Annotated in this window: 12 protein-coding genes; all 12 read right to left on the bottom strand. The window is 32.0% G+C overall.

The genetic code is table 11. From position 1 onward, the window contains the following. Position 1 precedes the first annotated feature (1 nt). The gene (locus F7888_RS19455; protein WP_191782598.1) at positions 2-1,111 is read right to left on the bottom strand and encodes a glycosyltransferase family 1 protein; all 1,110 of its coding nucleotides are present in this window, start codon (positions 1,109-1,111) and stop codon (positions 2-4) included. A gap of 25 nt (positions 1,112-1,136) precedes the next feature. Next, positions 1,137-2,129 (bottom strand): SDR family oxidoreductase, encoded by a 993-nt coding sequence (locus F7888_RS19450; RefSeq protein ID WP_191782517.1) that lies wholly within the window; start codon positions 2,127-2,129, stop codon positions 1,137-1,139. A 2-nt stretch (positions 2,130-2,131) separates the two neighbouring features. After that, positions 2,132-3,514, bottom strand: a complete 1,383-nt coding sequence (locus tag F7888_RS19445; protein ID WP_191782514.1) for a nucleotide sugar dehydrogenase — start codon at positions 3,512-3,514, stop codon at positions 2,132-2,134. Beyond that, a complete protein-coding gene (locus tag F7888_RS19440; protein WP_191782512.1) occupies positions 3,501-4,613 on the bottom strand; it encodes a glycosyltransferase family 4 protein in 1,113 nt (370 codons plus the stop codon). The genes F7888_RS19445 and F7888_RS19440 overlap by 14 nt, the downstream gene beginning before the upstream one ends. A 603-nt stretch (positions 4,614-5,216) precedes the next feature. Continuing rightward, positions 5,217-6,305 carry a hypothetical protein gene (locus F7888_RS19435; RefSeq protein WP_191782510.1) on the bottom strand — a complete coding sequence of 363 codons (1,089 nt, stop codon included), beginning with the start codon at positions 6,303-6,305 and terminating at the stop codon, positions 5,217-5,219. Positions 6,306-6,321: 16 nt separating this feature from the next. Next, positions 6,322-7,770 carry an MBOAT family O-acyltransferase gene (locus F7888_RS19430; protein WP_191782508.1) on the bottom strand — a complete coding sequence of 483 codons (1,449 nt, stop codon included), beginning with the start codon at positions 7,768-7,770 and terminating at the stop codon, positions 6,322-6,324. Positions 7,771-7,818: 48 nt separating this feature from the next. Continuing rightward, positions 7,819-8,496, bottom strand: coding sequence for an HAD family hydrolase (locus F7888_RS19425; RefSeq protein ID WP_191782506.1), 678 nt, complete (start codon positions 8,494-8,496; stop codon positions 7,819-7,821). A gap of 60 nt (positions 8,497-8,556) precedes the next feature. After that, positions 8,557-9,294, bottom strand: a complete 738-nt coding sequence (locus tag F7888_RS19420; RefSeq protein ID WP_191782504.1) for a 3-deoxy-manno-octulosonate cytidylyltransferase — start codon at positions 9,292-9,294, stop codon at positions 8,557-8,559. A gap of 12 nt (positions 9,295-9,306) precedes the next feature. Next, complete coding sequence (locus tag F7888_RS19415) at positions 9,307-10,914, bottom strand: aldolase catalytic domain-containing protein (RefSeq protein ID WP_191782502.1); 1,608 nt, start codon at positions 10,912-10,914, stop codon at positions 9,307-9,309. 82 nt (positions 10,915-10,996) lie between these two features. Then, the gene (locus F7888_RS19410; RefSeq protein WP_191782500.1) at positions 10,997-11,827 is read right to left on the bottom strand and encodes a 6-hydroxymethylpterin diphosphokinase MptE-like protein; all 831 of its coding nucleotides are present in this window, start codon (positions 11,825-11,827) and stop codon (positions 10,997-10,999) included. Between the two features lie 197 nt (positions 11,828-12,024). Continuing rightward, the gene (locus tag F7888_RS19405) at positions 12,025-12,990 is read right to left on the bottom strand and encodes a glycosyltransferase family 8 protein (protein ID WP_318246327.1); all 966 of its coding nucleotides are present in this window, start codon (positions 12,988-12,990) and stop codon (positions 12,025-12,027) included. 80 nt (positions 12,991-13,070) lie between these two features. Beyond that, on the bottom strand, positions 13,071-13,985 hold the full coding sequence (locus tag F7888_RS19400; protein WP_225228912.1) for an SP_1767 family glycosyltransferase: 915 nt from the start codon (positions 13,983-13,985) through the stop codon (positions 13,071-13,073). Positions 13,986-14,102: the final 117 nt, after the last annotated feature.

Genomic DNA, 14,102 nt, shown 5'->3' with positions numbered 1-14,102 from the left:
GTCACCTCGAATTCATTATATAAAAATCTTGAAGCCAGCCTGCTGTAACTTTTATGTCATAACCTCTCTCTCTTAAGCTGTTCAGTTGTGAGGGATTTCGATTATATTTTTCTTTGTTAAGTTCTTCAAGTTCATTTATCCATAAATCTCTGCGAGTAATATCCAGAGGTTTTACTAAATTTAACCCCATATCTACCTCTTTTGGTATTTCTTCTGATATCAAGCAAGGGAGTCCAGCTGCTTGTGCTTCTATAAGTACTACTCCTAATCCCTCATAGAGAGAGGGAAAAATGAAAATGTCAAAGGCTTGAAGTAAATAATTTATGTCACTTCTAACTCCTAAGAACTTGACATTATCTTGTATATTTAATTCATTAACTTTTTTTTCAATCTCTTTTCTTAAAACACCGTCCCCACATAATAATAAAATAGAATTGGGTTCTTTTTTTAAAAATTCAGAGAATAACCCAACTATAAATTTGTGATTTTTTTGCTTTGTAAATCTCCCAACATGCCCAATCACTAGTTGGTTATCAATCCCTAATTCTTTCCTTTTGACCAATCTAATGTCGGGAGAGTACATGAAGGATTCCGGTTCTATTCCATTGTTGAGCAATTTCGCTTCATTTGATTTATGACCGAATAACCACTTTGCAGCAGCTTGAGAACAGGCAAAGGTATAATCTGAATAAGGAGCAATATGTAATCTAGAATACCATTTATAGCTCTTTGCTAAAAAACTACCTTCCCCACCTGTATTATGGCTGTGGGTAATGCAGTATCTTATTCCATTCTTTTTAGCTTCCCTAACAACCAACCCACTCATTTGATTCAAATGTGAATGAACAATCGAGTAGTTATGATGAGTAGAGAAAAAATGATTAAGTGACTTTATATAACCAAAATGACCTACATCACTTACATAGGGAATCCGATGTACCATCCCCCCAAGTTCTTTTATTTCGCTATCAAAAACTCCTTCTTTACACGTGAGGAAGTCAAACTGAACTCTGGTGCGATCTATATTTCGATATAGATTCATGATTAGCGTTTCAGCCCCACCCCGGTTCATATTAACCACTACATGTAAAACTCTGACCGGTTTATTCATTTCACATTCACCACCATTCAAAAAACTAAATTGGTTTTAACACCTCAAATTCTTCTTTATACCATTCAATTGCTACTTCAATCCCCCGCTCAAAGCTCCAGTCAGGCTCATACCCTAGCATTTCTTTTGCTTTAGAAATATTTGCATTACTATGCTTTATATCTCCTTTGCGTGGAGGTCCGAAGAAGGGTTGTATATCCTTGCCTAATGCAGTTAATAAATGATGATACATATCAATTAAATACTCCCTACCACCAAATGCGATATTATAAGCGTTTCCTGCAGCATCACTACTTGCATTACAAGCCTTTAAGTTGGCCTCTATTACATTTTCGATATATGTAAAATCTCTGCTCTGCTGTCCATCTCCATTAATTGTTGGCGATTCGTTATTTAGTAATTGTTGGATAAACTTTGGAATCACTGCAGCATATGCACCATTTGGGTCTTGCCTTCGACCAAAAACATTAAAATACCTTAAACCATAGGTATCAAGTCCATATAATTTTGTATATAACTTCGCATATTCTTCATTAACCTTTTTAGTAAGTGCATAAGGTGATAAAACATTGCCTTCTCTACCTTCTTTTTTTGGTAACACAGGCTCATCACCATACACAGAAGAACTAGAAGCATACACAAATTTTTTCACCCCATTTTGACGTGCTGCTTCCATCATATTTAACGTACCTTTTATATTAATTTCTTCATATAATAATGGCATCTCGATACTCCTAGGAACACTTCCCCATGCCGCTTGATGAAGAACATAATCGACTCCTTCACAAGCTTTCAAGCAAGTATCCAGTTCACGAATATCTCCTTCTATAAATTCATAGTTAGAATGGTAAATAAACTGATCTACATTTTTTTCTTTCCCTGTTGAAAAGTTATCTAACCCTCTCACTTGATAACCTAACTTTAAGATGGCTTCAACTAAATTCGAACCAATAAATCCTGCTGCTCCTGTGACTAAAAATGTACTCCCTTTAGGAAAGGTTATATTTTCATACCCCATATTTATAGCCTCCAATACATGAAGCCCGCTTCTTCAGCTTCTCTGCGATTAAATATGCCCTTTATGTCCATTAATACATTGTTTGTATCCTTAATTGTTATCTCAGATGCTGCCGCAATTTCATTTAAAACTTCATAGTTCATATACTTAGACACAGATGCTCTATACATCTTTTTAACATCTTCTAATGAAATTGATCTAAACTCATCATGTGGAACTGCAAAAATGACGGCATCCATTTCTTTAATTTCATGAACTTCACTTGGATTAATCCGATATTCATCCCAAAGATCATCTTTATCCGCAAGAGGATCCACGACTTTTACATCTACACCATATTCCTCTAATTCATTAATTACATCTATGACCTTCGTATTCCGAACATCTGGACAATTTTCTTTGAAAGTCACACCAAAGATGGCCACTCTTGAACCATTTATCTGCTTATTAGCTTTAATCATTTTCTTTACGATACTTTCTGCGACGTACTTCCCCATATCATCGTTAATTTTTCTTCCAGATAAGATAATTTGAGAATAGTAGCCCATTTGTTCAGCTTTATACGTTAGATAGTAGGGATCCACACCAATACAGTGCCCACCTACAAGTCCTGGAGAGAATTTAAGAAAATTCCACTTCGTACCTGCAGCATCTAGCACAGCTTTTGTATCAATGTCCATTTTGTTAAAAATAATAGAAAGTTCATTCATAAAAGCGATATTGATGTCGCGTTGAGAATTCTCAATTACCTTAGCGGCTTCAGCCACTTTAATGCTCTCAGCTCTATACACCCCTGCATCAACAACTAATTCGTACACTTTAGCAACAATATCAAGGGTTTCTTGGTCCATTCCAGCAACAACCTTGATGATGGTTTCAAGTCGATGGTCTTTGTCTCCTGGGTTGATTCTTTCTGGTGAATATCCGACTTTAAAATCTATGCCATAGGTTAATCCTGATTCTTTTTCTAAAATAGGTACGCAAATGTCTTCCGTAACACCTGGATAAACCGTTGATTCAAAGACAACAATTGAGCCTTTGGTTAAGTTTTTACCAAGCGTTCTACTTGCAGATTGAAGAGGTGTTAAATCAGGGGTTCGATCTTCCTTAACTGGTGTAGGAACTGCTACAATATGAAACTTTGCTTCTCTTAATCTTTTTTCATCTGACGTAAATTCAACCGTGGTATTGGAAATAACCTCATCTCCAACTTCTCTTGTTGGATCTATTCCTTTTTTATAAAGCTCAATCTTTTCTGTATTCACATCAAATCCAATCACATCCACTTGCTTAGCAAACGAGACTGCAATTGGCATCCCCACATATCCAAGTCCAATTAATGAGACCTTTTCTTCTCCGTTCACTATTTTTTCATACAAGCTCATATCGTTCCCTCCTCACAAGCTGATTTATTTCATCTAAATAAGCATTAATGACAATTTGCCGATCATACTCTTTTTCCATCTTCTTGCGTCCTGCCATCCCCATTGCTTTCTTTTGTTCATACGGTAAGTTGATAAATGTAATGATGGCTTCTACTAAACTATCAACATCTTGAACGTCAAAACCGATGCCGCTTATATCTTCATCAAAAGTTTCTTTACACCCTGGTACTCTTGAAGCCAACACAACACGTCCTGCTGATGCTGATTCAAGCAGAACATTGGCGGTTCCTTCGTGATAGGAAGGTAGGATGGTTGCATGAGATTGCTTTATAAATGAATGGACATCGTTTTGTTGGCCATGATACGTGATGATTCCTTTTTCATTGAAATCATTTAGTCGTTGTTGATAATCCTCTTCACAACTGCCAATTAACTCAAAATGTACATTCACATTTTTTTCTTTGACTATTTTTGCGGCCTGAAGAAGTTCATCAATTCCTTTGGCTTTCATCATCCGTCCAATAAAGAGGAATCTAATACTCTTATCGTTCTCAGGATAATCTTCAAAACTATGATTATTTAAGTTCACACCAGATCCAGGAACAAGTCTAGTTTTACTCTTAGCTATTTGATGATCACGGAAAAACTTCAGATTGGTTTTATTTTGAAAAAATATGCATGATGCATCTTTTAGTCCAACCTTATATAGCAGCAATGTAATTCTTTGAATCACACTTTTCGTTTCAAGGGAGGTCCCAAGCCCTGTTATATTCGTGATATATCGGGTTTGAGTGATTCTACACGCAAGACCACCATAAACATTAGGCTTGATGGTATACGTCAAAACAATGTCTGGTTTTATTTCTTTGATTATTTGTATGTAGTGTAGTAAAAGCTTCAAATCACTAATTGGATTTGTGCCGCGGCGATCCAGATTCGTTTCTACGTATTTACAGCCCAAATTATTAAGTTTTGGTACATATTCATCATTCGGTAAAGAAATAAACACTTCATTACTTTGACTTATTAGTTCCTCTAATAATTCTTTTCTGAAGTTATATAAACCCATACCGAAATTTGCTAATACAAGGATCTTCATTTATAAGCTCTCCTTAGGGAACTATAATAAGGTGAATTTTAGAATTCGATGTTAAAATTAGACATACATTTAAACTGACAGCATCATTTAAGATACACCCAACTTAACTTACAAGGTATAATGTCAACAAGAGAAAGTTCCTTAAAAAGAACGCCTGATTCAAAAAAATTACTAAGAGGATTAATTCTATAACTTCTAAAACCTCAATTAGTAAGACTACTATTACAAGTTCTTTATAAAGAACAAAATTAGTTAACATAATACTATAACTCAAATCTAATGAAGTCAACACTTTTTTAAATGGAAGACTATTATTCCTTATTATCTATTTTCAGGATTATTGGTTTAAGCTTATTATTCAATGCTTATTACTTACCTCCATTATGTAAATAACTAACATACATAAATTAAGGAGTGGAGATTCGACATGTTGATAGGTAAAGAATCTGTCATGACTAATTTTATACCGGTTCATTATGAATACTCTTCAATCTCATTATTTATCTTCCTTATATTTAGTGTTCTTTTTATAATTGTTTCACTAATGATTAAATTTTTAAGAAAGGATTCTTTTAGGTAAATAATTTTCATAAGAAGCAAAAATTACTGTTCAAGGGAGAAGTTTTCAATTTGCATTATAAACTCCCGTAGAAAAGAATCTATATTATTGTCAGTAACTAAATATTTACTGTCAGTAAAGGATTCTAAGATAAACTTATTAACCTCTGGGTTATGATGCATTGTATCTTTGTAAAGATCTAAATTATATGTAATATCTTTTTCAGAGGTAAAATCATATAGTTTTACATTTGGATAAGATTTTATCTGTGAGTAAAAATACTCTCTGCTTTTTATTATGTCTTCTACAATTTTGGGATCAGCAATATAAAAGCGTTTGTTCATTAACACAGAATAAGGAGGATAATAAAAATAAAACTGTGTGTCAGGATTATTTTTAACATAAGGAATTATATTTTCATCAATATTATCTTTAAACTTAATAATATTAAATTGTTTAAGTAATTCCTGTTTATTTGCTTCAATTTCATTAATTTTTTGTAGATAATCCGCTATCACTATTTCTTTATTATAAGTATGTTGGTCTCCCCAATAATTTAAATAGTCTATATCTTGCTTGGGCTGATCATTAAGATTAATTACAGATAAAGAAATTTGTGATATCTTCGGCGATAAGTAATTTAGGATTGAACTAATGCTGTACTTTATAGTTGTCATATTCAGTAAATATTTCAAATCATTTATTACATTTTCATCATAAAGGAAAGCTGGAAAATCTTCATTTACAGAGTTATCTTTGCTTAGTGAGGTATAATCAATTCCCCAAATGACATTTTTAATATCACGATTACTAAAAGCTAAATGAGCAATCTTACTTTGTTCATTGGTTGACGAACCCGACATAGATAACTTTAATGTTGTTGCTTCAGGAAAAATACTATCCACCTCTGAAGGAATAAAGTTTTCTGTCATAGAAGTTCCTAGAATAATAGTATTATAGTTATAATTCTTTGCTAGACCAGCTAATTGCCACCTTTGTTCTCCCCAATATACTTTTTTTTCTTCATTACTTCTATAAAAGTGCAACGGATCAATAAAAAAGTTGAATAGAACTATAAAAATTGAGAATAAAAACGTAAAAGCTAATGTAAATCGAACCCACTTTTTATTCAAGTTTAAAAGCTCCTTATTAAAAATTAAAATATAAAAATTCGCTAATTTTATTAAAGTTCACTATACAATACACAAATGCAACAGAAATCAAAACTGACGTTAATAGATTAGAATGAAAATTCTCCATATTTGTGTTAGAATTTTTACAATAGACTACAATAATTAAAGCAGCAATTAAGTATGGAACGATCTTAATTAACTCGCTCAGATCCACGAAATAAGAACCTAGTAAAATTCCATAACTCTCCAAAAAAGATAAGCTTTCGAAGCTTGGTAACACGATTCCATTAAACCCAACCATTCCCTTTAACACTTTAATTGCATCACTCCAAGTTGTAGCTCTAAAGAATACCCAAGCAATATTAATAAAGTTAAATGTAATAAACCAAGCCACAACTGTATTTAACTTTAATCTGAAAGTCTTCCATAACCGATTGATAACAGTAGCAAGACCATGTAAAAACCCCCAAAAAACAAATGTCCAACCTGCTCCATGCCAAAAGCCACTTATCATGAAAATAATTAATATATTTATATAAGTTCTAGATGCCCCTTTTCTATTTCCACCGAGAGGGATATAAATATATTGGGTTAAAAATCGGCTAAGAGTGATATGCCACCTTCTCCAAAAATCTTGTATATCTAGAGCTTTATAAGGAGAATTAAAATTCCTCGGTAGATTAATATTAAACAGTAGTGCAGCTCCTATTGCCATATCTGTATAACCACTGAAATCAAAATACAATTGAAACGTATAAGATAATGAAGTAATCCATCCCTCAATAAATGTGAGAGTTTCAGTTTCATCAAAACCCTTAGTCGCCCAAACTGCAAACGTATCCGCGACAGCTACCTTTTTAAACAAACCTATTGAGAAAATAAACATGCCTAATGCAATGTTCCGATAATTAATAACCTTATTTCTAAGTTGTTCAAATTGAGGCATCATTTCTTTATGATGAACAATTGGACCAGCTATTAATTGCGGGAAGAACGTAACGAATAGTGCGTAATTTAAAAAAGAATACTCTCTAGTTTCAAATCTATAAGCATCTACTAAATAAGCTATTTGTTGAAAGGTAAAAAAACTAATAGCTAAAGGCAATGCAAGGTTAAGAAGTGCCATATTTGTCGTAAATAAAGTATTAACATTAGAAATGAAAAAGTCGGAATACTTAAAATAACCTAATAATCCGGTGTTGAATAGAGTACCAATTGTTAATATTAACTTTCTATTAATCTTAACTTTTTCCTTACTTAGGGCCGACCCAATTGCATAGTTAAATGCCATCGAAATTAGTATTAAAGGTAAATAAGAAATATTCCACCAGCTGTAAAAAAAGAGAGAACTTGCTACTAACCATATCTTTGAAGCTATTAAAAGTCGTAACCTGTTCAAAGAGAAATAAATAATAAAAACCACTGGCAAAAAAGCAAAAATAAATTCATATGAATTAAACAGCATTTACTCTATTCTCCATTTCATGAAATTACTTTCAAATTTCTTATAAACCTATTGAATTCTATCTTTAGTAGTCATAAAATCTTCAAATGTACCAATAACTTTTTTAGCTTCCTTTTGACATATTAAATCCTGTTCTTCGGATTGCACTGTATATCTAGACATATAAATAAAGTCTAAATCTAACTCCCTAGCTGTTTTCATATCAGTTATTGCGTCTCCAATAAACACCGCTTTCCGTTTAGAAGAATTATCTAATATTTTTGAAGCACACTCTAGTTTAGTTTTCGGTGATCCAAATATTCCTGAAAAATGTTTACTTAAATTTCTATTTACAAATACTTCTTTTAATTCTTCCTCATCACTTCCAGAAGCAATATATAATTTTTTATTTCTCGATAACTCTAAAAGTAAATTTTCTGTATATGGTGTAATGTTTGCAATTTTATAATTTTCTTTACAGAGATTTGCATAGTTTTTTAAGAACTTATTATATTTGTCTTCTTGAAATTGCTCATTTGCAAAATCCTTGAAGAACTCCTTGAATTTAATATATCTAGATACTCCGAAAGTATTTTTACAATGTTCAACAAAACCCTCCACTATATTAGATTGATAGCCTTCTATTGCCTTTCCAAAAGCCTCACATTTTAGATTATTAATATCAAAGATTACACCATCACAATCAAAAATGATAATATCATAGTTATTTAAAATTCCTAAATCCATTTATTTACTCCCTTTTTTAATTGATTAATAGGCCAATCTCAGTTAGATGTTAATATATTTTTAATATACTTTTAGTCCTTCTTCTAATATGGCTTCTACACGTTGTACGTCTTTCGGAGTATCAACTGCAACAGAATCACTTGAAAGTTCTAACATTCTTACTTCCCAACCTAGTTCTAAGAATCGAAGAATTTCAATATCTTCGATTCTTTCAAGATTTGTTTTTTCTGATACTCTTGAGAAATCCATTAAAGCTTGTTTTGGAAATGCATAAGCACAAACTTGACGCCATGCTTTTTCAAAACTTTGTTCTTTATTTGAAGGGATTGGTGAACGAGACATGTATAGTAGTCTACCATCTGGACGGAAAACTACTTTTGGAATAGAACCACTCCGATAAAGACTTTCATCATTTATCTCACAATAACCATTCAATATTTCACTTGGATATTTTTCTGTATATGAAATTAACCTTTCCAAATCATCTGGATTAAATAGAGGTTCATCACCTTGGACATTAATGTATACATCTGCATCAATATAATTAGCACACTCTGCTATTCTATCAGTCCCCGTTAAACAAGAACTTGAAGTCATTACAACTTGAATATTATTTAATTCACAGACCTCCTTAATCCGTACATCATCGGTTGCAACATAAACTTTTTCTGCAGGACAAGCTTTTATACATTGTTTGTAAGTTCTTATAACCATTGGAATACCAGCTAAATTAATTAGAGGTTTTCCTGGTAGTCTCGTAGATTTAAATCTGGCTGGAATGATAACACAATAATTCATATTTAATCCCTCCTAAAAAGCATATACTGAACTTGTAGAAATTTTGTATTGAGTTGGAGTAATAGATACTATAGGTGGTGTGTTGGGAACTTGTGTAAATTGAGATAAAAGGTTATTTACTTCACTAGTCCTTGGATCATCTGCTCCATATCCATCAAATCCTGCTAAAAGGATACGCAATGCATTTCCACTAGTTGCGATAGCTAGTGCATATGATAGTACTAATGAATTAGGTAGTACACTAAAATTCGATTCAAACTTAAAAGTATTCTCATGAATTGAGATACCAAAGTCTAGTAGGTCTTTTCCATTAAAAGCTTTAATTATACTTTCAGATAACATAGAAGCAGGAATTACTAAAGGGTGTGGTAAACTTGCATGTAGACTACTATCTGCAAGAATCCTAACAGGATGACATGCAGCTCTAATATTAATTAACTCTGCCGAGATGTGTGATTGAGTGTTCAAAGCTATTACATAAGGGCGTTTGTTTCGAATATATTCTTCTAAGGCATACCTATGCTTTACAATATTTGGCCCATTTCCAATTATTAAGACTTCTCTTCCAGAAATTATATCTTTAGGTTTCCAAGTACCAGTTGGTTCTCCCTTATAGAAGTTACGTGCAGCTTCCAAAGTGTTAATACTAAATTTCTTTCCACCTTCTAATTTTAAATAATCAATAACTGCTAATATATCTTCCTCAATATATCTAGAGTCACTAAGCATTTCTTGAATATAAGTAGGGTGAATTCCAAATTTTCCTGCTAGATAATAGTAAGTGTTTGTTCCCCAACCACATCTATTCTGTAAAGGTCTAAAATATCTCTCAATCAACTTCATCAATTGAGTTATATTGCTTTCTACATTCCGATAATCTTCCATTTCTATTGCAAGATATTCAGTTTTAGCATTTCCTGGACCTCTCCCCATTCCTGTAACTGTTCCGTCAATCCATGTCACACCTTCTTCAATTGCACGCATTGAGTTTGCCAAGGCATACCCCATATTATCATGGGTATGGATACCAAGTGGCCCATGCCAAACTTCACGAATAATTTTTATTATATTAGCAGTACTATCAGGGTTTAAGCTACCTAAACTATCTGCAAAATAGAGTACATCTATTGGAGAGTTATGAGCTGCGGATGCTAGTTTTTTAATTTCCACTTCACTTCTATCAGCAATTTGCATAAGGTTAAACCCAACAGTATATCCATGAGATTTCAACCAAGTTGCCGCAGGAAGCGCTTCTTCAAATTCATGTACATGACATGCAATACGAACCAAACTAACAGGTGATTCAGTTGCTGGCACAAAGAGCTGTGATAGAGCTACTTCAAGTCCACCTTCGAACTTAACTAGATCACTTGCATTAACCATTACTCCTATTTTTAAGCCTACTGGTATTATTAGACTATTAATAAAGTTATCTGTAGTATACGCACAAGCACCTTTAAACCCTTGTTTATTAAACCCTCGTAAGCCTAGTTCTACATAATCAACGGAAATTTCATGCATTGCTTTTAAGTATTCTTGGACTAATGAGATATCAAAATCCCAAGAATTATAATATCCACCATCGCGCAAAGTGCAGTCCAACAACTTTACATTTCCCATCGCTCTCACCCTATCTTTCTTTACTAAAAACAAGATTTACACTTCACAAAATTCACCCTTGCTTTTCACAAAAATATTTTTTTCATAAAACTTCTTTTATATATTGCTTATCATTATCTTTATCTCTACCTAGCTCATCAAAATTTTTATGTTCAAAAATATCCAAATAAGTAATCCGTGTTGCGTTATATATTTTTCTACCAGATCTTTCAAATACAATTTTAGCAATTTCCATTCCTTGATAGATTAGTTCTGGTGCTTGGCCTGGTTTCTTCTCATCTACTCTAATGTAATCTTTTGTAAAATAATGTTCTGAATTTTCTTCCTCTTTCAGAAATGATAAATCTTTTGTTCTCGAAATAGCTTCCTTATAATTGTAATCATGTCCTAGTAAGTACACCTCAGAAAACCCCATATAATAAGCTATTTGGAGGAGATGATATGAGACACTACCTGAAGAGTACAAAGATTCCATTATATTCTTAGAAAAGGTGCCTCTTTTATTATTAAGATTATTATTAAAATATATATCTGCCTTAAATAAATGCTTATAATCCTTTAAAGTAAACTTTGTCTTTGCTTCTACTAAATTTATATCTTTTACATTTTCCTCTAGTACAATAGGGTCAACTACCATATAAAAAGTTGGTCTCCAAGAAGTCTTATTAAAAATTTTGTAAATCTTATTCGAAGCAAATGTAATTTCACCTTTCAGTTTATCTAAGTCCTCTGGTTTGAGACTCGGACCATTTCCTATAATAAAACATCTCTTTCCCTTAAATTTATTTTTCAAATTTAATACCTTGTAATTGTTTATACTAAAAGGAACATTAGCTTTAGATAAAAGAATTTCTGTGCCCAAAAACCAATATTTAGTTATCTTGTATAACTTTTTTATAGTTTTTTTTAACAATTTTAATCTCCTTTCTTAAAAATTAATATTTTACTTAGCTTATACCCTTAAACGTAATTTCGGTTCAGCCTTAGTTCGTTTTAAAGAACAAGCGGACAGAAAGATTAATTTCCTTCTCATTAACTATCTATATCTAAGTTTAAAAACAATCTAGTTGTTATCCTTTATCCTACTAGTTTATTATTTAATATTTACCTTTATATTAATTTGTTCAAATGTCGCATACGAAAGTATACTTTTTTTATAAGGTCAGTTTTATTCTCTTTGTGGTGAATTTTTTTTACATCTTCAAACAATTGATTAAAACTTGTTTTACTAAGGTAATATAGATATTCTTTTTTCCATGGGCTTTTGCATCCAGCTCTCCAAGGTTTTTCACGTCCTAGAAAGTGAGCTAATCCTGCTAACTTCATTCTTGCCAAATCCCCATCTGTTAATTGTGCACATAATCCTCCAGTTGTAAAAATATTATTAAGAGAATGTGGATGTGGATGCCATTCATGAGGTAGTTTCATCCAATTACCCTGTATGATAGAATTGAGACCATCTTGATCATGTAAGTAGATATCACTACCATTTTCCACCAAAAATTGAATTGTACGTTCTGAAACAAATTCTTCACGCCACTTCTCTAAATTCACTAACATTACGCCTGAATTAAAATACTGCTCCATATTACTTAACCCGAGAATATTCACTTTATCTTCAGCACCATAATATTTCACAAAAGTTTGGGACTCACCTCTTGCAGCCAACAAAACATCTGACACATCCATATTATATAAATCGTATATGTCACGGAGTGCTATAGTGTCACTATCCAGAAATAGAATCTTATTTAATTTTGAAGGTATTTGCTTGAAAATATAAAGTTTTGCATATATGTTTTCGGATATATATGACTTATTAGACTTTGATTTTATATCTGCGTTTAAATGTTCAGTAATTTCAATAAATCTTATGCTAATGTTTTTAAACTTACTTAAATCTCTTTTAATTATAGCAAGTGATGTATCACATTCTTTTCCTGTATAACAGAAATAAATATTATAGTTATTTTTTTCTGTTGCATTCAAAGCAATTGACATACAGAGAACCCCCGCATGTTTAACGTATGACTCATCTCCGTAAATTAAAATATTGCATTCATTCAAAACTAACACCCCATAATAAAGAAAAATAATAATAGCCAGATTCTTATCAGTGCTTATACTGTTATGTGTATAACCCTTTATAAAATTACTTATAGAATTTGAGTTTGTATTTCATTTTCATATTCTTTGCTTTGTATTCTACCAACAACTCTCCCATTCGGAGCTTCACCAGTATATTTATTTTTAATTGGTATCTTAACTTGAGTTCTCTTTAAAAACCACTCATATTCTATATCAATATTTCCAATATCAACTGCCTGGTAACCCATTTTAGAAAGATCATACGCTAAAACTGTTGCAGTAGGTCCAAGAGCAATAAGTATTAATTTTGAATGATCGTTCTTCTTGACCTCATCTAGGATATTTTCATATTTTGAAAATGCGTTTTCTGAGGGGCACAAAACCCGTTTTAAAGATTTAACATTATTAAATAAATCATTTCCCGCACCTAATCTACTAAGGTTCCCTTCAACTAGAATAACTTCTTTTCCATCCCAGATTTTCTTGAACTTCAAAAAACGTTCATCAGCTTTATCTTTATCCTTTTTATCCATATAAAGACGAGTTATCATTGCATCATAAAAAGTTTTCTCTTTATTGATAATTCCATATAATTTGCTTCTGTTTAAGGATAAGTACTTATTCCAGAAGTTAACACCTAGGTCTGTAAATCTATCCAAACTACCAAAAACATCTGGTATACAAACTATATGGTTATTACTATTTGAATTGAGAATCTCAACAAGACGATTTCTCAAATTATCATCATATTCTTGGAAATATTGTTTCCCTTTTAGGATTATTTTAAATTCTCCATCTCCGTAGCGGCTAACTGAACATTTATCTTTTATTATTTTATCTATTGTTTCATCTGTTGTTCTGACTAATGGAGGTTTTACAACTTTCGAAACAAACTTATTATATAAAACAGTCATTCGAGGTAATAAATCATCAAGTATGATATAATATAATTTCAATAGAATTTTTTTTAGATATTTCCACAATTTCATTTCCTCCCTCTATAAATATTGATATATCAACGGTTTGACTCGTTGCTAGAGTGTCAAAAAAATATTTTTCGACACGGTTCCTAATAAATTTTTCATAATATGTGAAACTCT

The sequence above is a fragment of the Litchfieldia stipae genome (assembly GCF_014837155.1).
Classification (GTDB): domain Bacteria; phylum Bacillota; class Bacilli; order Bacillales; family Bacillaceae_L; genus Litchfieldia.
Note: the sequence above shows the minus strand (reverse complement) of the source record. Positions and strands in the feature narration are given on the sequence as shown.